16 protein-coding genes are annotated in these 19,497 nt (G+C 62.7%); 5 read left to right on the top strand and 11 right to left on the bottom strand.

Translation table 11 applies throughout. The features are described 5' to 3' along the window. Positions 1 to 28: 28 nt before the first annotated feature. The 5 genes from AC07OJ_RS01730 to AC07OJ_RS01710 all read right to left on the bottom strand — a co-directional run bounded on the left by AC07OJ_RS01730 (position 29) and on the right by AC07OJ_RS01710 (position 4,444). A complete protein-coding gene (locus AC07OJ_RS01730) occupies positions 29 to 988 on the bottom strand; it encodes an AAA family ATPase (protein ID WP_495093761.1) in 960 nt (319 codons plus the stop codon). Between the two features lie 3 nt (positions 989 to 991). Next, positions 992 to 2,035, bottom strand: coding sequence for an aliphatic amidase (locus AC07OJ_RS01725; RefSeq protein WP_120448258.1), 1,044 nt, complete (start codon positions 2,033 to 2,035; stop codon positions 992 to 994). A gap of 10 nt (positions 2,036 to 2,045) precedes the next feature. Then, positions 2,046 to 2,393, bottom strand: coding sequence for an FmdB family zinc ribbon protein (locus AC07OJ_RS01720; protein ID WP_495093760.1), 348 nt, complete (start codon positions 2,391 to 2,393; stop codon positions 2,046 to 2,048). Between the two features lie 2 nt (positions 2,394 to 2,395). Next, positions 2,396 to 3,625 carry a formamidase gene (gene fmdA / locus AC07OJ_RS01715; protein WP_106804309.1) on the bottom strand — a complete coding sequence of 410 codons (1,230 nt, stop codon included), beginning with the start codon at positions 3,623 to 3,625 and terminating at the stop codon, positions 2,396 to 2,398. Between the two features lie 87 nt (positions 3,626 to 3,712). After that, complete coding sequence (locus AC07OJ_RS01710; RefSeq protein WP_177343952.1) at positions 3,713 to 4,444, bottom strand: GntR family transcriptional regulator; 732 nt, start codon at positions 4,442 to 4,444, stop codon at positions 3,713 to 3,715. 113 nt (positions 4,445 to 4,557) lie between these two features. On the opposite strand from AC07OJ_RS01710, the gene AC07OJ_RS01705 reads away from it, so the two are divergent. The 3 genes from AC07OJ_RS01705 (at position 4,558) to AC07OJ_RS01695 (ending at position 8,707) form a co-directional block, all read left to right on the top strand. Beyond that, positions 4,558 to 5,913, top strand: a complete 1,356-nt coding sequence (locus AC07OJ_RS01705) for a class-II fumarase/aspartase family protein (RefSeq protein ID WP_495093759.1) — start codon at positions 4,558 to 4,560, stop codon at positions 5,911 to 5,913. Between the two features lie 85 nt (positions 5,914 to 5,998). Next, positions 5,999 to 7,303 (top strand): cation:dicarboxylate symporter family transporter, encoded by a 1,305-nt coding sequence (locus AC07OJ_RS01700; protein WP_495005670.1) that lies wholly within the window; start codon positions 5,999 to 6,001, stop codon positions 7,301 to 7,303. 12 nt (positions 7,304 to 7,315) lie between these two features. Beyond that, positions 7,316 to 8,707, top strand: coding sequence for a class II fumarate hydratase (locus AC07OJ_RS01695; RefSeq protein ID WP_495093758.1), 1,392 nt, complete (start codon positions 7,316 to 7,318; stop codon positions 8,705 to 8,707). A 62-nt stretch (positions 8,708 to 8,769) separates the two neighbouring features. Here the strand turns inward: AC07OJ_RS01695 and AC07OJ_RS01690 are convergent, their stop codons facing one another. The 6 genes from AC07OJ_RS01690 to urtA form a co-directional block, all read right to left on the bottom strand. Continuing rightward, complete coding sequence (locus AC07OJ_RS01690; RefSeq protein WP_495093757.1) at positions 8,770 to 9,852, bottom strand: hypothetical protein; 1,083 nt, start codon at positions 9,850 to 9,852, stop codon at positions 8,770 to 8,772. A gap of 341 nt (positions 9,853 to 10,193) precedes the next feature. Then, positions 10,194 to 10,883 (bottom strand): urea ABC transporter ATP-binding subunit UrtE, encoded by a 690-nt coding sequence (urtE, locus tag AC07OJ_RS01685; protein WP_046383753.1) that lies wholly within the window; start codon positions 10,881 to 10,883, stop codon positions 10,194 to 10,196. Between the two features lie 10 nt (positions 10,884 to 10,893). Then, a complete protein-coding gene (gene urtD, locus AC07OJ_RS01680) occupies positions 10,894 to 11,652 on the bottom strand; it encodes an urea ABC transporter ATP-binding protein UrtD (protein WP_025855702.1) in 759 nt (252 codons plus the stop codon). Next, the gene (urtC, locus tag AC07OJ_RS01675; protein WP_495093756.1) at positions 11,649 to 12,812 is read right to left on the bottom strand and encodes an urea ABC transporter permease subunit UrtC; all 1,164 of its coding nucleotides are present in this window, start codon (positions 12,810 to 12,812) and stop codon (positions 11,649 to 11,651) included. Before urtC ends, urtD begins: the two co-directional genes overlap by 4 nt. A gap of 10 nt (positions 12,813 to 12,822) precedes the next feature. Then, positions 12,823 to 13,740, bottom strand: coding sequence for an urea ABC transporter permease subunit UrtB (gene urtB / locus AC07OJ_RS01670; protein WP_065906044.1), 918 nt, complete (start codon positions 13,738 to 13,740; stop codon positions 12,823 to 12,825). Positions 13,741 to 13,910: 170 nt separating this feature from the next. Then, positions 13,911 to 15,119: an urea ABC transporter substrate-binding protein gene (gene urtA, locus AC07OJ_RS01665; protein WP_065906042.1), complete on the bottom strand. Its 1,209-nt coding sequence runs from the start codon at positions 15,117 to 15,119 to the stop codon at positions 13,911 to 13,913. 300 nt (positions 15,120 to 15,419) lie between these two features. On the opposite strand from urtA, the gene AC07OJ_RS01660 reads away from it, so the two are divergent. Both AC07OJ_RS01660 and AC07OJ_RS01655 read left to right on the top strand, forming a co-directional pair. Continuing rightward, positions 15,420 to 18,803, top strand: coding sequence for an ATP-binding protein (locus tag AC07OJ_RS01660; protein WP_065906040.1), 3,384 nt, complete (start codon positions 15,420 to 15,422; stop codon positions 18,801 to 18,803). Beyond that, positions 18,778 to 19,443 carry a response regulator gene (locus AC07OJ_RS01655; RefSeq protein ID WP_065906038.1) on the top strand — a complete coding sequence of 222 codons (666 nt, stop codon included), beginning with the start codon at positions 18,778 to 18,780 and terminating at the stop codon, positions 19,441 to 19,443. The genes AC07OJ_RS01660 and AC07OJ_RS01655 overlap by 26 nt, the downstream gene beginning before the upstream one ends. The last annotated feature ends 54 nt before the right edge of the window (positions 19,444 to 19,497 follow it).

Genomic DNA, 19,497 nt, shown 5'->3' with positions numbered 1-19,497 from the left:
CCGTAATTGGATCCCCGCTTCCCGTGGTTTATCCGCCGCTGCACGCAACCACCAGGCAACCCTGGTGAAGCGTCGCATGCAGGTGCCGGGCTTCGCCGCGCAATACACACTCGGCAATCGCCGGCTCCAATTCGACACGCAGCCTGCGCGCCAATGCCCGCGCGCCAAAACGCGCATCATGCTCGCGACACAACCACGCCCGCGCCTGCGCATCCACGCTCAATGAGCGCTGCTGCGCCGCGAGGCGTTGATTGAGTTTGTTCAACTCCACGTCCAGCAAAGCCTCCAACCACTGGGCGTCGATGGGCTCGAACACCAGGATGCGGTCGATGCGATTGAGAAACTCCGGCTCGAAATGCCCGTGCAGTGCCTCTTCCAGCACCGCCGCCTCGCCACGCGCAAACACCCGCAGCACCCGCCGCCAGCCCTGGGCAAAGCGCTGGCGATGCCGGCGCGCCTGTTGCGCGCCGATGTTGCTGGTCATGAAGATCAGGCTGTTGCGAAAGTCCAGGGTGCGCGTGCCGCCGGCCAGGGTCAGCTGGCCGTTTTCGAGAATGCCGAGCAGGCTGCGCACGACCTCCTGGCTGGCCTTTTCCAATTCGTCGAACAGCACGATGCCGGGTCGACTGTAGGTGCCCTGGATCAATTCACTGTTGAACAGGCTGATGCCTTCCTTGCTGCCCACATAGCCCGGCGGTGCGCCGGTCAGCGCGGCGGCGTAATGCTCCTGGGCCAGGGTGTGCATGTCGATACGGCAAAAACCGTCGGCGCGCCCGTGCAGCGCCTGGGCCAGCAGGCGCACGATTTCGGTCTTGCCGACCCCGGTCGGCCCCATGAACAGGTTGACGCTGAGCGGCCGGTCACGCTCGCCGATGTCGGCCTTGACCACCTTGAGCAAGCTTTCCACCTGCGCCAGCGCCGCCTGCTGACCGACGATCCGGCTGCGCAGCAAGGCCATGACCTGGGCCGGTTCGAAGGTAAAACGCATGCCCTACCCCTGCGTCTGCTCTTTACCGCCATGGGGCAATTGCCCCACCGGGCATTCGGCGACACCCACCGTGCTGCGGGTGATTTTCTCCACGTTCTCCTGGGCCTTTTGCGCGTCCAGCACCCAGGTGCGGTAGAACTCGAACGGGCAGTCGGCCACGCCCTTGTCGCCATCGCCCGAGGCGTGCATGCCGGTGTAGCCGCGGTGCAACAGCTTGAACAGGTGGTTCTGCGACTGGTCATTGGCCCGCGCATCGCGGATCTGCGAAACCGACAGCTGGGCGTACTGGATGCCCATCTCCTCCTCGCCGCACTCGCCCAGGGTGCGCCCGTCGAAACCGATGATCGCCGAGTGGCCGAAGTACGAATACACCCCGTCGAACCCTGCCGCATTCGCCACCGCTACATAGCAGTTGTTGGCCCAGGCCATGCTCTTGGACATCTGCACCTGTTGCTCCTTGGCCGGGTACATATAGCCCTGGCAACGCACGATCAACTCCGCGCCCTTCATTGCACAATCGCGCCAGATCTCCGGGTAGTTGCCGTCGTCGCAGATGATCAGGCTGATCTTCATGCCCTTCGGGCCTTCGCACACATAAGTGCGATCGCCCGGATACCAGCCCTCGATGGGGCACCAGGGAATACACTTGCGATAGCGCTGCACGATCTCGCCGAGATTATTGATCAGCACCAGGGTGTTGTAGGGCGCCTTGTGCGGATGCTCCTCGTGGCGCTCGCCGGTCAGGGAGAACACGCCCCAGGTGTTGGCCTGGCGGCACGCCGCCGAGAAAATCGCGGTCTCCTCTCCGGGGATGCTTGCGGCGGTGGCCATCATCTCGTCGTGGTCGTACATGATGCCCATGGTGCTGTATTCCGGGAACACCACCAGGTCCATGCCTGGGAGGCCCTGTTTCATGCCGACAATGATGTCGGCGATCTTCCTGGCGTTGTCGATGACGTCGGCCTTGCTGTGCAGGCGCGGCATCTTGTAGTTCACCACCGCTACACCGACGGTGTCCGGGCTGCTGGAAATGTCGCCATGGCGCATTGCAACTCTCCTAGTGACTGATCATCCACGGCCGGGGGCCGGTCTTGGTCTTGAGGCCCAGCGGGTTGGTTTTGCTCGGCAGCACCGCCTTACTGGTGCCGCAGCAACTGCAACCCGCCGGGTGCCGGCGACTTTCCTGGTATTCGCCGACAGTCTGCGGCGCGTGGGCGCTGCGTTCGTTGCCGGCGATGGCCTTGCGTTGGTTGGCCGACAGCGTTTGCAGGGCTGGCGCCGACACCAACAACTGCCCGCCGGGCCCGGCACAGTACGGGCACTGACTGGGCGCGTGGCGCTGGGCAATCGGCCGCAACTGGGTGAAGGTGCCGCAGGTGTCGCAGGCGTATTCGTAGGTCGGCATGGCTACAGGTCCGGGGCGATGGGCAGGTCGATGCTGCCGTCGAGGAAGCGCGTCGGGCCGTTGGCGTTGGGGTTGATATCGAACTCGAAGATCTCCGTGGGCAACCACAAGGTCGCGCAGGCATTCGGGATGTCGACCACGCCGCTGATGTGTCCCTGCACCGGCGCCGAACCGAGCAGCGCATAGCCCTGGGCCGGCGAGTAGCCGAACTTGGTCAGGTAGTTGATCGCATTCAGGCACGCCTGGCGGTAGGCGACGTTGACGTCCAGGTAGTGCTGCTGGCCCTGCTCGTCGACCGAGATGCCTTCGAAGATCAGGTAGTTCTTGTAGTTCGGCGTGATCGGGCTCGGCTTGAAGACCGGGTTCTTGATGCCGTACTTGGCCATGCCGCCCTTGATCAGCTCGACTTTCATGTGCACCCAGCCGGCCATTTCGATGGCCCCGCAGAAGGTGATTTCGCCGTCGCCCTGGCTGAAGTGCAAGTCCCCCACCGACAGCCCGGCGCCGTTGACGTAGACCGGGAAGAAGATCTTCGAGCCGCGTGACAGATCCTTGATATCGCAGTTACCGCCATGCTCGCGCGGCGGCACCGTGCGAGCACCGGTGGCGGCGGCATCGTCACGGGCCTGGCCCTTGAGCTTGCCCATATGGGCGGTGGCGGCCAGCGGTGCGTTGGCCAGCGGTGGCACGCGCGTCGGGTTGGTGTCGATCAGTTCCTGCTCGCGGCGGTTCCAGTCGGCGAGCATCACCGGGTCAGGCAGGCAGCCGATCAGGCCGGGGTGGATCAGGCCGGCGAAATTCACCCCCGGAATGTGCCGCGAGCTGGTGAACATGCCCTTGAAATCCCAGATAGCTTTTTGTGCGCTGGGGAAGTGATCGGTGAGGAAACCGCCGCCGTTCTGGCGCGAGAAAAAGCCGTTGAAGCCCCACTGGGAATCGGCCTTGGCGCCGATATCGAGCAGGTCCACCACCAGCAGGTCTCCCGGCTCGGCGCCGTGCACGCCCACCGGGCCGGAGAGGTAATGCACGGTGGACAGGTCGACGTCGCGCACGTCGCTGGCATCGTCGTTGTTCTTGATGGCGCCGGCGGTCCAGTCGTAGGTTTCCAGGATGAAGTCGTCGCCCGGCTTCACCCAGCACGCCATGGGGATATCCGGGTGCCAGCGGTTGTGGATCTGCTCGTTCTCGGTGACGGGTTGGTTGAGGTCGACTTTGATCAGCGTTTCGGTCATGGGCTGGCTCCTGGACGGATGACATTGCGTTCAATCCAGTCTCATCGGGCCAGCCCAATCGGGAAATACGTTGGATGACGTATGGGCTCAGAGCTTGTCGCGTTTCATCTGCATGGTCAGGGTAAAACGGTCGGCGGGATAGACCGTTTCCGACACCGCAATCAGCGCCCCGGCTTCATCGCGGTATTGGCGGATGATGTTCAACCCCAGCGCGCCGCCCTGCGCCTTGAGGCTGGCAGCCAGCTCGGCGGGCAACTGCACCGGGCGCACCTGTTGGTCAACCACCTCGATAGGCCGCGAGAAGGCCTTGCCGATCAGCGCGGCAATGAGTTCGTCGGGGTGCTTGCGCGCGTCGGGGATCACCTCGGCAAACGCCTGTTCGGCGTACACGTCGGTCCAGCACAACGGCGCATTGCCGGCGCTGGCATCGACCTTGATGCTCGACACACAGAAATAATGCCCGCCCGGTTCCAGCCCCAGGCGCCGGGCCAGGGCGATATCGGCGACAAACTCCCGCACGCCCTGAATATCGCGGATATGCGTCTCGGCCACCTGCACCAGGTCGGCCACCGAGGCCATTGCCTGGGAGTAGCCGCCCTGCGGCGAGGCGGCTTCAACCCGCGTGCCCACACGCTTGCGGCGCGAGACCATGCCCTGCCCCTGCAACTGGTCGATGGCCGCGCGCACCGTGTGGCGGCTGACCGCGTACAGCGAGCACAGCTCGAATTCAGTCGGCAACAACGACCCTACCGGGTAATGACCGCTGCCGATCTGCTCGATCAAGTCCTTGGCAACTGCCGCATAACGCCTCTGGCTCACGCTTTCCATTCTTACCCTCGCTGTCGAGTTGACAGTGTATCAGTCCAGGCGCAATCATATTGTACGGACATATTAAATATGTATGGTTTAAAAATAACAAATAGGGTTTTCCCATGTCGAGTACCGTTTTTGATTCCGCCCTGTTCCGTGACATGTTCGGCACCGCCGAAATGCGCGGTGTGTTTTCCGATAAAGCGCTGATCGAGCGTTACATCGAAGTGGAAGTGGCCCTGGCCCGCGCCGAGGCGCGTTGCGGGGTGATCCCTGCCGAGGCGGCCGAGCAGATCGCTGCGCTGTCGCAGTACCAGGCGCTGGACCTGGCGCTGATGCAGCACGAGACCGAGATCGTCGGGTACCCGATCCTGCCGCTGGTGGAGCAACTCTCGAAGATCTGCGGCGAAGCCGGCCGCTATGTGCATTGGGGCGCCACCACCCAGGACATCATGGACACTGCCGTGGTCCTGCAGGTGCGCGCTGCGCTGGCCATCGTCGAGCGTGACATCCAGGCGGTACGCGGCCTGCTCGCCGGCCTCGCGCAGCGCTACCGCGACACGCCGATGGCCGGCCGTACCCACCTGCAGCACGCGCTGCCGATCACCTTCGGCTACAAATGCGCGGTCTGGCTGAGCATGTTCGACCGCCACGCAGAGCGTTTGGTGGAACTGCGCCCACGCGTCGAAATCGGCCAGTTCGCCGGGGCCGCCGGCACCCTCGCCTCTCTCGGCGACAAAGGCCTGGATGTGCAGGCAGCGCTGATGGCCGAACTCGACCTGGGCGTGCCGCAAGCCACCTGGCACGTGGCCCGCGATGGGCTGGCAGAAACCCTGAACTTCCTTGGCCTGGTCACCGGTTCCCTGGGCAAGATCGCCCTCGACATCATGATGATGATGACCAGCGAACTGGGCGAAGTGTACGAGCCCTTCGTCAAGGGCCGTGGCGCCAGCAGCACCATGCCGCAGAAGCGCAACCCGATTTCCTGCGAACTGATGTATGCCGCCGCCAAGGGTGTGCGTCAACACGCCGGGCTGATGCTCGATGCGATGATCCAGGATTTCGAACGCTCCACCGGCCCGTGGCAGGCCGAATGGATCGCTATTCCGGAAGCCTTTGCCCTCAGCGCCGCGTCCCTGGGGCAGGCAACCTTCATGCTCGCCGGCCTGGAAGTGCGCCCCGAGCGCATGCGCAAGAACCTCGACATGACCCAGGGCCTGATCGTCGCCGAAGCCGTGATGATGGGACTCGCCCCGGCGCTCGGCCGCCAGGTGGCCCATGACGTGGTGTACGCCGCCTGCCGCATGGCCAACGACCAGGGCACCAGCCTGCTCGACGCCCTGCTCGCCCAGGGTGAAGCCACTGCGCAACTGGACCTGGCCGAACTGCAACGCCTGACCGACCCGGCCAATTACCTGGGGCTGGCGCCGCAGATGGTCGATATCGCGCTCGCGCGCCAGGGTGCGGTAAAACGCTGACCTTGCAGGGGCCGGCTTGCCGGCTCCCGCAGGGGGTTACCTGCGCTTTACGTCGCCGAACCATAACAACAATGAGATCACAGACATGTCATCCACCCCCGCAAAAAAACCGCTCTACAAGGACCTGACCTTCCAGGTCGTCGCCGCGATGTTCCTGGGGATCGCCTTCGGCTTTCTCGCCCCGGAACTGGCTGCCAGTTTCAAGATCCTTGGCGATATCTTCCTCAAGCTGATCAAGACCGCCGTCGCGCCGCTGGTGTTTTTCACCGTGGTCCACGGCATTGCCTCGGCCGGTGATATCAAGCGCGTCGGCAAAGTTGGCCTGCGTGCATTGATCTACTTCGAAGTGGTGTCGACCATCGCCCTGGCCATCGGCCTGTTGTGGGGCAACCTGCTGCAGATCGGCTCCGGCATGCATGACGCCCACCCGAGCGCCGCTGCCGCTGCCGCCACCACCGCCGCGGTGGCCAAGGGGCACGCACCGGCCTCGACCATGGACTTTATCTACGGCATTTTCCCCGACAATTTCGTCGGCGCCTTCGCCGGTGGCCAGCTGTTGCAGGTGCTGGTGATCTCGGTGTTGTTCGGCTTCGCCCTGCTGGCCCTCAAGCCCGAGCGCCGCGAAGTCATCGAAGATGGCCTGAACCGCATCTCCGAGTGCTTCTTCGAGTTCATCAACCTGATCATGAAGTTCGCGCCGCTCGGCGCCTTCGGCTCGGTGGCCTATGCGGTCGGCAGCAACGGCACGGCGGTGCTGATGTCCCTGGCCAACCTGGTGTTGATGTTCTACGTCGGTATCGCGTTCTTTATCTTTGTGGTACTCGGCGCGGTATGCCGCCTGAGCGGCTTCAGCCTGTGGCGCTTCCTCACGTATATCAAGGATGAAATCTTCATCGTGCTCGGTACCGCATCGTCGGAAAGCGCGCTGCCACGCCTGCTGCAGAAGCTCGAGAAGTTCGGCTGCTCTAAACAGAGCGTCGGCCTGGTGCTGCCCACCGGCTATGCGTTCAACCTCGACGGCACCTCGATCTACATGTCGCTGTGCGTGCTGTTTATCGCCAACGCCTACGGCGTGCCGCTGAGCTGGGAACAACAGCTGGGCATCATCGCGATCATGCTGGTGACCTCCAAGGGCGCGGCGGCAGTGTCGGGTGGCAGCTTCGTGGTGTTCGCCGCCACCGTCACGGCCATCGGCGTGCTGCCGGCCGAAGGCCTGGCGCTGTTGTTCGGGGTGTACCGCTTCATGTCCATGGCCATCGCCACCTGCAACACCATCGGCAACAGCGTGGCCACGGTGGTGGTGTCGAAATGGTCCGGTGAGTTTTCCCACCAGACCGCCCAGGATGAATATCAACGTGTCCTCGGCCGCCCCGCCGGCGCGGCGCTTTAACGGAGCATAGGGATGTCCAGTACACGAATCGAACACGATGCGTTCGGCCCCGTCGAAATCCCGGCCGACCGCCTGTGGGGCGCACAAACCCAGCGGGCCCTGCAGGTCTTCGGCAGCAAGCAGCCGTTTCCCGCCAGCCTGATCCGCGCCTTCGGCCAGCAAAAGCGCGCCTGTGCCCGCGCCAATGCGCGGCTCGGCACACTGGCCCCGGCCCTGGCGGACGCCATCGAACAGGCGGCCGAGGCCTTGGCCGACGGCGCTTTCGACCAGCACTTCCCGCTGTCGATCTGGCAGACCGGCTCCGGCACCCAGACCAACATGAACGCCAACGAGGTGATCGCCAACCGCGCCAACCTGATGCTGGGAGGTGAACTGGGCAGCAAGTCACCGGTGCACCCCAACGACCACGTGAACCGCTCGCAGTCGTCCAACGACAGCTTTCCGACGGTGATGCACCTGACCACCGTGCTGGAACTGCGCGGGCGCCTGCTGCCCGCGCTGGGCCAGCTGCACAACGAACTGAAGGCCAAGGCCGACACCTGGCAGGACGTGCTGAAAATTGGCCGCACGCACCTCATGGATGCCGTGCCGATGAGCCAAGGCCAGGCATTTGGGGCGTTTGCCCAGCAGATTCAGCACGGCATTGCACGCCTCGAAGGCTGCATGCCGCGCCTGTGCCTGTTGCCCCAGGGCGGCACGGCGGTGGGCACCGGCTTGAATACGCCGGTGGGATTCGATGTGGCGTTCTGCGAAGAAATCAGTCAGCTCACCGGCGTCGCCTTTGCAACCAACCCGTGCAAATTCGAAGGCATGGGCACTCACGATGCGTTGGTGGAAGCCTCCGGCGCGCTGAACGTGCTGGCCGTGTCACTGACCAAGATCGCCAACGATATTCGCCTGCTCGGCTCGGGTCCGCGTTGCGGCCTGGGGGAATTGATCGTGCCGGACGATGGCCTGACCTCCTCGATCATGCCCGGCAAACGCAATCCGACCATCGCTGAAGTGCTGGTGCAGACGGCCATGCAGGTCATGGGCAATCACACCACCATCACCCTGGCGGGCGCGTCGAGCACGTTCGAGTTGAATGTGGCCAAGCCGGTGCTGATCCACAATCTGCTGCAATCGATCGAGGTGCTGACGGACGCCGTCAGCCTGTTCAGCCACAGGTTGCTCAGTGGCCTGGAGGTCAATCGCGCGCAACTCGCGCACAACGTCGAGCATTCGCTGTTGTTGGCCACGGCACTCAACCCGGTGCTGGGCTATGACCGTGTGGCGCAGATCACTCGCAAGGCTGCGGACGAGGGGCTGACACCGAAGGAAGCGGCGGTCCGGTTGGGGTTGATCAGTGCCGAGGCATACGCCCAGCACGTACGGCCGGAAGCCATGATCCGCCCGACACCCTAGCGGGCCGCGACGCCTGAAGGACGCGAGGTGCCACCGACGTGATCGGCGGCACCCTGCGCAGGTCAACGGGGGCGCTCGTCGTCCCGCTCTTTCTTGATCATGTACTTCAGGTTGTCCAAATCGAATCGCTGGTCCTTGTACCCAGGATTACCTTTGTCATCCACGCCGATATCGGTGTCTTCCAGAAGCTCTTTGCGCTGCAGAAACTCAGTCGCTGCCTGGCGCGCTGCTGGGGTGTAGGTTTTATTCGAAGGCACTAACCCAGCGGCTTGTTTCAGTTCCTTGAAGTTGACATAGTTATCACCATCACCGTACTCGACAAAGTGCTTTTTAATCGTTTCAAGCAGCTCTGAGTTACTCATGTTTTCGAATCGATTGGAGGCATTTGCCAGGTCCTGCCGAGTAAAACTGCCATCCAGTTCGCCGGTTTTACCTTCATCATATTCTCTAAACCAACTGCCATTATCCAGCAATGCCTTTGCAATATTCATCTCATCCTCAGTCGCCGGGGTACCGTCCAGGCGGTGACCTGCAGCCACTGCATTCAGCGACCTGTCGGTGATATAGCCCGGTTTGCCCGGGTCTTCCAGGGAACTGAAGCGGGTGAGTACTCGGTTGCTGAAGTCTTCCTTATTAAGGTCGCTATACGAGTTGCTTTTATCATCCGGCATCCCGTAACCCGGCGCGCGCTGGTAGCTAGGCCGCTGCGACGAGAAGCCTGGATCTTCATAACGCGGCGCGGGTCCGGAATATTGCGAGGGAAATTGCTGGTTGACCCTGTGTTGTTGCATGGCGCCGTTATATTGGCCCCCGCGCACCGGCGGCATGGACAGTGCCTCCTGCGCCTCAAGAACATCAATAGCAGCAGATACGTCGCCGTGACTGATATACCCATCTTCCTGGCCGCCATGATTGACTGAATCGAATAACTTTCCTATGTCCGGAAAGCCGAGAATCACTTTAGCCAGCTGGGTCATATCATTGTCCCGCGGGTTTTCCATCCCGAGCCGATTGGCAATGCCCCTGACTGACTCAAGCGAGACAAAATCTGATTTGGGCATCCGGAAATAATCAAAGTTATTTGCAAACTCCCGCGCGATGCCGGACCACGGAGCATTCGCATAAGGATTATAAGAATTACGCATTCCAACATCAGGGGGGAATGACATTAAGCCCATGCCGGAAAATGCCCGACTGTGGGGTTGTTGGGGATAACACAGGTCCATAGTTACACCTCAGGTCATGGAGTCGATAGATGCCAATCCAATAAAGCTGCTCGACGGATTAACGTCCCACTCTGTGGCCACTGACAACACGCCAGTTCCAAAGACCCGAGGCAAACAGACAACTCAGCACCGGAAAAGGACTTGGACAGGCTCAGCATACGGCCCGAGCAGCACGCCGATAAAACCTGGCATGGCTGTAGGAAAACGCCTGGAACAAACACGCTTCCTCGCAACCCAACGATCACTTTTGCAGCCGCAGTTCACACCGACAAATACCGGCTGATGGTCGCTTCATCCACCCTATCCCGCGTCTCCTCAATCACAAACCGGCCCTTCTCGATCACCAGGAAACGGTCGGCGATCTCCAGGGTAAACGACAGCACTTGCTCCGACACCACTATGGTCAGGTCGCGCAGGTTGCGAATCTCCTTCAGCGTGCGCGCGATGTCCTTGATGATCGACGGCTGGATGCCCTCGGTCGGTTCATCCAGCAGCAGCACCTTGGGATTGGTCGCCAGCGCGCGGGCAATCGCCAGCTGCTGTTGCTGGCCACCGGACAGGTTGCCACCCTTGCGCGACTGCATGTCGTAGAGCACCGGGAACAGCGCATACAGATCCTCCGGCACCTTCCCGCGTGCCGACGCCGGCAGGCCGGTCTGGATGTTCTCCAGCACCGTCATGCTCGGGAAAATCATGCGCCCCTGCGGCACATAAGCGATGCCGCGTTCCACCCGCTCATGGGTTTCCAGCGCCGACACATCGTGCCCGTCCACGCTGACCTGGCCTTTCCACTGCGGCAGGATGCCCATCAGGCTCTTGAACAAGGTGGTCTTGCCCATGCCATTGCGGCCCATCACCGCGACGATCTCACGCTTGGCCACGTTCAGGTCCAGGTCGTGGAGGATCTGGCTCTGCCCGTAGCCGCAGGACAACTGGTCGATCTTGAACATGCCCGCTTCCTCAGTGGCCCAAATACACTTCGATGACTTTAGGGTTGCTTTGCACCGACTCCATGCTGCCCTCGGCCAGCACCTTGCCCTGGTGCAGCACGGTGACCTTGTGGGCGATGCTCTTGACGAATTCCATGTCGTGCTCGATCACCAGCACCGATCGGCCCTGGCTGATGCGATTGAGCAGCTCGGCGGTCTGCGCGCGTTCGTTGACACTCATCCCGGCCACCGGCTCATCGAGCATCAGCAACTCGGGGTCCTGCATCAGCAGCATGCCGATTTCCAGCCACTGCTTCTGTCCGTGCGACAGCAGGTCGGCCTGTTGCTGCAGCAGGTCGCCGAGGAAGATTTCCCGCGCGACTTCTTCCACCCGCGCGATCACCTGGGCGTTGCGTTTGAAGAACAACGCGCCCCACACCTTGCGCCCGGCCGGGTAGGACATCTCGAGGTTCTCGAACACCGTGAGGTTCTCGTAGATCGACGGGTTCTGGAACTTGCGCCCGACGCCGGCGCGCACAATGTTGTACTCGCGCATCTTGGTCAGTTCCTGGCCGTCGAACTGGATGCTGCCGCTGGTGGCGCGGGTCTTGCCGCAGATCAGGTCGAGCACCGTGGTCTTGCCGGCGCCGTTGGGGCCGATCACCACGCGCACTTCGTTGCGGTCGATGTACAGGTTGAGGTTGTCGACCGCCTTGAAGCCGTCGAAGGACACGGTGAGGCCTTCGATGGCCAGCACCGGTTTTTTCATTTCAAAGCCGACGGCGGTCATGGCTGAGTCTCCAGGATCTTGCTTTTAGCCTTGGATTTAACCGACGGGCTCGCCGGAGTCGCCGCTACGGGTTTGCGCCGCAGCACTTTGGCCAGCGCCTGGCGCCCATGGCTGTCCCACAGGCCGGCCAGGCCGTTGGGGAAGTACATGACCACGGCGATAAACAGCCCGCCCATGAGGTACAGCCACAACTCGGGGAAAGACTCGGAAAAGTAGGTCTTGCCGTAGTTCACCAGCAGCGCGCCATACACCGCGCCGAGCAGCGACAGGCGCCCGCCCACCGCGGCGAAAATCACCATCTCGATCGACGGCACGATGCCCACGAACGACGGCGACATGAAGCCCACCTGCAAGGCAAACATCGCCCCGCCGATCGCCGAGAACGCGGCGGCTACGCAGAATACGAAGATCTTGAAGCTGGCCACGTCGTACCCGGAAAACCGCACGCGTTCTTCCTTGTCGCGCATCGCCATCAGCAGCCGGCCGAGCTTGGACGCGAGGATGAAACGGCCAATGAAGATGCAGCCGAACAGCAAGCCGGCGTTGATGAAGTACAGGATCAGCTTCGCGCTGTCGGTGCGCAGGTCCCAGCCGAGCAGGGTCTTGAGGTCGGTGATGCCGTTGACGCCGCCGGTCAGGCCTTGCTGGCCGACGATCAACACGGTGAGGATCAGCGCAATCGCCTGGGTCACGATGGAGAAGTACACATCGCCCACGCGCCGCTTGAACAGCGCCATCCCGATGATGAACGCGAGCAGCACCGGCACCGCGATCACCGCCACCAGGGTAAAGCTGAAACTGTGGAACGGCTGCCACAGCCAGGGCAGTTCGGTGATCTGGTTCCAGTCCATAAAGTCCGGGATGCCCGGGGTTGACTGGATCTTGGTGCTCTCGGGGTCCGAGGCTTCCAGCTTGAGGAACATCGCCATGCAGTAGCCGCCGACGCCGAAGAACACGCCCTGCCCCAGGCTGAGAATGCCGCCATAGCCCCAGCACAGCACCAGGCCCACGGCGACGAACGCGTAGGTCAGGTATTTGCCGACCATGTTCAGCCGGAACGCGTCGAGGGTCAGCGGGAATACCACAAGGATCAACAGCGCCAGCAGCACGATGCCGATCAGGTTTTGCTGGCCGCCCAGCAGCTTGTCTAAAGCCTTCATCTGCTCGCCTCTACTTGCGCACTTTGATGGAGAACAACCCTTGCGGGCGCAGCATCAGGATCAGAATCACCGAGGACAGGGTGAGTACCTTGGCCATCGAGCCACTGAGGAAAAACTCCGACAGCGATTGGGTCTGGGCGATCACGAACGCCGAGGCGATGGTGCCGAACAGGCTTTGCGCGCCGCCGAACACCACCACCAGGAAGGTGTCGACGATGTACTGCGACCCCGCCGTGGGCCCGGTGGAGCCGATGGTGGTGAACGCCGCGCCCGCCACACCGGCGACGCCACAACCGAGGGCGAAGGTCATGCGGTCGACCTTGCGCGTGTTGATGCCCACCGCGCGGCTCATCAGGCGGTTCTGCACCGTGGCGCGCACCTGCAGGCCCCAGCGCGAGCGGTAGAGCATGATGAAGATCGCACCCGTCAGCAGCAGCGTCAGGCCCATCATGAACAGGCCGTTGCGCGGGATCTCGATGGCATCGGTGAAATTCACCGAGCCCATCAGCCAGGCCGGAGGTTCGGCGCTGACTTCGCGGGCGCCGAACACCGAGCGAAAGGTTTGCTGCATCACCAGCGACAGGCCCCAAGTGGCGAGCAAGGTGTCCAGCGGGCGCTTGTACAAGCGGCTGATCATCGCCCATTCCACCAGCCAGCCGATGGCCCCGGCCACCAGGAACGACAGGCCGATGGCGAAGAAGAAGTAATAGGGTTGGAAGCTTGGCGCAAAGTGCGCGGTGAGGCTGGAGCACACGTAGGTGGTGTAGGCGCCGATGGTCAGGAACTCGCCGTGGGCCATGTTGATCACGCCCATCTGCCCGAAGATGATCGCCAGCCCCAATGCCATCAGCAACAGCACGCAGAACACGGACAAGCCGTTGAACCCCTGCATCGCCGCGATGGCTCCAAATTCCGATAGCCATTCCATGATGATGGTCTCCTGAGCGGGAGGTAATGATGAAAACCAAGGTCTGCTTTTGATTTATGTGGGAGCGGGCTTGCTCGCGAATGCGGTGTATCAGTCAATACATCTGTGAATGACACTGCGCCTTCGCGAGCAAGCCCGCTCCCACCTTTAGATCAGCGCCAGATCCAGGCTTATTGATAGCCCTTCGGAAACGGGTTCGGCTCGATCAGATCCGACTCGTAGATCACTTTGAACTGGCCGTTGGGCTGCACTTCACCGATGCGCGACTTGCTCCACAAGTGATGGTTCTCGTGGATCTTCACGTAGCCTTCCGGCGCGGTTTTCAGCTCGATGCCCGGCGAGGCGGCGACGACTTTATCCACGTCGAAACTGCCGGCCTTCTCGACCGCTGCTTTCCACAGCCATGGGCCGAGGTAGGCCGCCTGGGTCACGTCGCCGATCACCGCGTCCTTGCCGTACTTGGCCTTGAAGGCTTCGACGAAGGCTTTGTTGTTGGGGTTGTCCAGGCTCTGGAAGTACTTCATCGAGGCATAGAAACCGGCCATGTTTTCGCCGCCGATGCCGAGCAGTTCGTCTTCGGTCACCGACAGGGTCAGCAAGGTTTGCTTGGACGAATTCACACCTGCCGCGTTGAGCTGTTTGTAGAACGCCACGTTGGAGCCGCCGACCACCGCCGCGAAGACCACGTCCGGTTTCTTCAGCTTGACCTTGTTGATCAGCGAACCGAACTGGGTGTTGCCCAACGGGTAGTAGTCTTCGCCGACCACAGTGCCGTGCAGCACGTTTTCAATGTGCTTGCGCGCGATCTTCATCGAGGTGCGCGGCCAGATGTAGTCGGAGCCGACCAGGTAGAACGTCTTGGCGCCCTTGGTCTTGGCGATCCAGTCGAGGCTGGCGAGGATCTGCTGGGTGGCTTCCTGCCCGGTGTAGATCACGTTTTTCGACTGTTCCAGGCCCTCATAGAAGGTCGGGTAGTAGAGCAGGCCGTTTTCTTTTTCGAAGATCGGCAGCACAGCCTTGCGCGAGGCCGAAGTCCAGCAGCCGAACACGGCGGCAACCTTGTCGTTGACCAGCAGCTTCTTGGCCTTTTCGGCGAAGGTCGGCCAGTCGGAGGCGCCGTCTTCCTGGATCACCTTGATCTGCCGTCCCAGGATCCCGCCCGAAGCGTTGATCTGCTCGATGGCCAGGCGTTCGGCCTGGATCGAACCGGTTTCGGAAATCGCCATGGTGCCGGTGGCCGAGTGCAACTGGCCGACGGTGACTTCAGTCGGGGTCACGGCCAGGCCTTCGTTATCGGCCAGCACGCCCTGGCTGAACAGTGCGGCCGCCAGCAAGGACAAGGCCAACAGGGGTTTGGAGCGGATCAATCGTGGTGCCATGGGGCGACTCCTCTGCAATGAGGGGTCCAGCATGGCGGCGGCCGGCCAGCACGGGTATACGCAGCCTGACGTAACGGCATACGTCATTTGACGTATGCCACTGCGCACCATTTTCGAGCAGGATCCCGCCCGCCCTGACAGCACCGATCAATGCGGGAGCTGGCTGGCCTGCGATGGCGGTGTATCCATCGACTTCCCATGCCTGACCTACCGCCATCGCAGGCAGGCCAGCTCGCACATTTTGAATCGGGGCACGGAACTTGCTCATCCACCTTGCCCACTCCCCGGAGCCATCCCACCGTGCACCCCCTCCCCGGCACCCAGCGCATCGTCAAGATCCGCCGCGACTACAACACCTGGGTCGCCGACGAGACCATGGAAGACTACGCCCTGCGCTACACCCCCAAGTCCTTTCGCAAATGGTCGGAGCTGCGCATCGCCAACACGGCCCTGGGCGCGGTGTCCTTCCTGGCTCTGGAAGCCATCGGCGGCGTGCTGGCCCTGAGTTACGGCTTCACCAATACGTTCTGGGCGATTCTCGCCATCAGCCTGGTGATCTTCCTCACCGGCCTGCCCATCAGTTACTACGCGGCGCGCTATGGCGTGGACATGGACCTGCTGACCCGTGGCGCCGGCTTCGGCTATATCGGCTCGACCATCACCTCGCTGATCTACGCCAGCTTCACCTTCCTGTTCTTCGCCCTGGAAGCGGCGATCATGGCCCTGGCGCTGGAGCTGTATTTTCATATCCCGCTGGCGATCGCCTACGTGATCTGCTCGCTGCTGGTGATCCCGCTGGTGGCCTACGGCGTGACGTTGATCAGCCGCCTGCAGCTGTGGACGCAACCGGTGTGGCTGCTGTTGCTGGTGCTGCCCTATGGCTTCGTGTGGTGGAAAAACCCCGACGCCTTCAGCGACTGGACCAGCTTCGTCGGACGCAGCGGCGATGGCGGCGGCTTCAACCTGCTGGCGTTCTGCGCCGCCTGCACGGTGGCGCTGTCACTGGTGACGCAGATCGGCGAGCAAGTGGACTACCTGCGCTTCCTGCCGGAAAAAACCGCCGCCAACCGTAAGCGCTGGTGGGCCGCCCTGCTCTGCGCCGGCCCTGGCTGGATCATCCCCGGCGCGTTGAAAATGTTCGCCGGCGCGTTCCTCGCGTTCCTCGCCTTGCAACATGAAATCCCCATGGAACGCGCTGCCGAGCCGACCCAGATGTACCTGGTCGCGTTCCGGTACGTGTTCAGCTCGCCGGAATGGGCGCTGGGCGCGATGGTGCTCTTCGTGTTCATCTCGCAGATGAAGATCAACCTGACCAATGCCTACGCCGGCTCCCTGGCCTGGTCGAACTTCTTTGCCCGCGTGACCCACAGCCACCCGGGCCGCGTGGTGTGGCTGGTGTTCAACGTGGCCATCGCGCTGATGCTGATGGAGCTGGGCGTGTTCGATGTGATCGACCAGGTGCTGGGGCTCTACGCCAATATTGCGATTGCCTGGATCGGCACGCTGGTCGCTGACCTGGTGATCAACAAACCGCTGGGGCTGTCGCCCAGGCACATCGAGTTCAAGCGCGCGCACCTCTACGACATCAACCCGGTGGGCGTCGGCTCGATGCTGGTCGCCTCGTTGCTGTCGATCCTCGCGCACTTCGGGCTGTTCGGCAGCCTGGCCCAGGCCGCGCCGCCGTTCGTGGCGCTGGGCACGGCCTTGATCATGGCGCCGCTGTTGGCCTGGCTGACGAAAGGCAAGTACTACATCGCGCGCACCAGCGACCTGCAACTGATCCACCCGGTGGCGCCCGCCACCCACGCGGTGTGCGGACTGTGCAGCAACCCGTTCGAAACCGCCGACATGGCGTTCTGCCCGGCCTACAGCACGCCCATCTGCTCGCTGTGTTGTTCACTGGACGCACGTTGCGGCGATCGCTGCAAACCCCACGCGCGCCTGGTCACCCAGTTCGAAGGCGTGTTGCGCTGGCTGCTGCCGACTACCCTGATGCCGCGCCTGCACACACGGTTGGCCCATTACCTGGGGTTGCTGCTGGTACTGGAGCTGTTGCTCGCCAGCGCCCTGGCGTTGATTTACGTGCAGGCGGCCCAGGGTCTGCCGCACTCCGAGACCTTGTACCAAGCGTTCTTCAAGGCCTTCCTGACCCTCTCGGTACTGGCTGCCGTGCTCGCCTGGTGGGTGGTGCTGACCCGCGAAAGCCGGCGCGTGGCCCAGGAAGAGTCCGACCGCCAGACCTTGCTGCTGATGCACGAAATCGACGCCCACAGCCTCACCGACCAGGCCCTGCAACACGCCAAGGAAGCCTCCGAAGCTGCCAACGCTGCCAAGAGCCGCTATGTCACCGGGCTATCCCATGAGCTGCGCACGCCGCTGAACAGCATTCTCGGCTTTACCCAAATCCTGCAGCGTGACGGCGCCATGCCCGAACAGCACCAGGACGCACTCGCGACCATCCTGCGCAGCGGCTCGCACCTGTTGTCGCTGATCGACGGCCTGCTGGATGTGGCCAAGATCGAGGCCGGCAAGCTGCGCCTGGAACTCACCGAAATCCCCTTCCCCGAACTGATCCATGACCTGGAGCAGATGTTCACACCGCAAGCCCAGGACAAGGGCCTGCGCTTTCGCCTGGACTGCGTGGGCAAGATCCCGGCGGTGGTGCGCGGCGACGAAAAGCGCGTGCGCCAGATCCTCATCAACCTGCTCGGCAATGCGGTGAATTTCACCGACAGCGGCGAGGTGTGCCTGCGGGTCAGCTACAGACGCGAGACTGCCAATTTTGAAATCATCGACACCGGCATCGGCATTGATCCGGGGCAGATCGAGCGAATTTTCCAGCCGTTCGAACGCGGCGACCTGATGCGCCAGGACAAGGGCGTCGGCCTCGGGCTGACCATCACGCGCATGCTCACCTCCTTGATGGGCGGCGAGCTGCGCGTGACCAGCGAACTGGACAAAGGCACCTGCTTCCAGGTGCGGCTGTTTCTGTCCCAGGTGCGCGCGCCGCAGGCGGTGGTGCATGTGGAACACGACATCATCGGCTACCAGGGCGCGCGTCGGCGCATCCTGGTGGTGGACGACCATGTGGACCATCGCAAGGTGCTCAGTGGCATGCTCACGCCGTTGGGCTTTGAGGTGGTGCAGGCCAGCAACGGCCAGGATGCGATTCGCCAGGTGGCGCTGCTGGCCCCGGACCTGATCCTGATGGACCTGTCGATGCCGACCCTGGACGGCTACGAAACCAGCCGCCTGATCCGGCGCAATGCGCTGTGCACCGCGCCGATCATCGTGATCTCCGCCAACGCCTTTACCGACGACCGCGAGCGCAGCATCGCCGCGGCCTGCAACGACTACCTGGCCAAGCCGGTGCGCACCCCGGAACTGCTCGGGCGCCTGCAACAGCACCTGGACCTGCAGTGGCTGCGGCGCACCAAGACCTTCACCGCACCGCCGCCGCCCAGCGTATTGCCCAGCCCTGAAGACCTTGCCGCCCTGGCGGAACTCAGCGCCATCGGCTATGTGCGCGGCCTGCACGCCAAACTCGACACGATCCTTGCACACCGCCCCGATGCCGAACCGTTCATCACCAAGCTGCGCGGGCTGCTCAAGGGCTTTCGCCTGGATGAACTCAACCGAACCCTCAAGGAGGCCGCAGATGAATGCACTCACCCACAGCACTGAACCCGGCGTGGTGCTGATCGTCGACGACACCCCGGACAACCTGGCATTGCTCTGTGACGCGCTCGACGACGCCGGCTACATGGTGCTGGTGGCCCTGGACGGCCTCAGCGCGTTGAACCGCGTGCAACGCCGGCGTCCGGACCTGATCCTGCTGGACGCGATGATGCCCGGCCTGGACGGTTTCGAAACCTGTCGCCGGCTCAAGGCGATGCCGGCCAGCGCGGATGTGCCGGTGGTGTTCATGACCGGGCTGACCGACAGCAAGCACGTGGTGCAAGGCTTCGAGGTGGGTGGCAGTGACTACGTGACCAAACCGATCCAGACCGATGAGGTACTGGCACGGGTGGCGGCGCACCTGCGCACGTCACGCATCTTGCTGTCGGCGCGGGAGGCGACGCAGCCGAATGTGCTGACGCTCGAGGATGAGCCGGCACAGCGGCTGCTGTCGGCCAGGTTCCAGTTGACCGAGCGTGAGGTGGAGGTCTTGCGCTGGGTCGCGTGCGGCAAGACCAATCGGGATATCGGCGACATCCTGGGGTTGAGCCCCAGGACAGTGAACAAGCATCTGGAGCATGTGTATGTGAAGTTGGGGGTGGAGACCCGAACGGCGGCGACATCCGTGGCCCTGGCCGCGATCTGAACAATGGGGGAGCGGGCTTGCTCGCGAACGCGGTGTGTCAGTGGACATATCCAT

Source organism: Pseudomonas sp. GW821-FHT09C08 (assembly GCF_059418125.1).
Note: the sequence above shows the minus strand (reverse complement) of the source record. Positions and strands in the feature narration are given on the sequence as shown.

Bases quoted from the DNA above. Each gene is read 5' to 3' on its own strand.
- AC07OJ_RS01730 (WP_495093761.1), bottom strand. From the start codon at position 988: ATGCGTTTTACCTTCGAACCGGCCCAGGTCATGGCCTTGCTGCGCAGC.
- AC07OJ_RS01725 (WP_120448258.1), bottom strand. From the start codon at position 2,035: ATGCGCCATGGCGACATTTCCAGCAGCCCGGACACCGTCGGTGTAGCG.
- AC07OJ_RS01720 (WP_495093760.1), bottom strand. From the start codon at position 2,393: ATGCCGACCTACGAATACGCCTGCGACACCTGCGGCACCTTCACCCAG.
- fmdA (WP_106804309.1), bottom strand. From the start codon at position 3,625: ATGACCGAAACGCTGATCAAAGTCGACCTCAACCAACCCGTCACCGAG.
- AC07OJ_RS01705 (WP_495093759.1), top strand. From the start codon at position 4,558: ATGTCGAGTACCGTTTTTGATTCCGCCCTGTTCCGTGACATGTTCGGC.
- AC07OJ_RS01700 (WP_495005670.1), top strand. From the start codon at position 5,999: ATGTCATCCACCCCCGCAAAAAAACCGCTCTACAAGGACCTGACCTTC.
- AC07OJ_RS01695 (WP_495093758.1), top strand. From the start codon at position 7,316: ATGTCCAGTACACGAATCGAACACGATGCGTTCGGCCCCGTCGAAATC.
- AC07OJ_RS01690 (WP_495093757.1), bottom strand. From the start codon at position 9,852: ATGCGTAATTCTTATAATCCTTATGCGAATGCTCCGTGGTCCGGCATC.
- urtE (WP_046383753.1), bottom strand. From the start codon at position 10,883: ATGTTCAAGATCGACCAGTTGTCCTGCGGCTACGGGCAGAGCCAGATC.
- urtD (WP_025855702.1), bottom strand. From the start codon at position 11,652: ATGACCGCCGTCGGCTTTGAAATGAAAAAACCGGTGCTGGCCATCGAA.
- urtC (WP_495093756.1), bottom strand. From the start codon at position 12,812: ATGAAGGCTTTAGACAAGCTGCTGGGCGGCCAGCAAAACCTGATCGGC.
- urtB (WP_065906044.1), bottom strand. From the start codon at position 13,740: ATGGAATGGCTATCGGAATTTGGAGCCATCGCGGCGATGCAGGGGTTC.
- urtA (WP_065906042.1), bottom strand. From the start codon at position 15,119: ATGGCACCACGATTGATCCGCTCCAAACCCCTGTTGGCCTTGTCCTTG.
- AC07OJ_RS01655 (WP_065906038.1), top strand. From the start codon at position 18,778: ATGAATGCACTCACCCACAGCACTGAACCCGGCGTGGTGCTGATCGTC.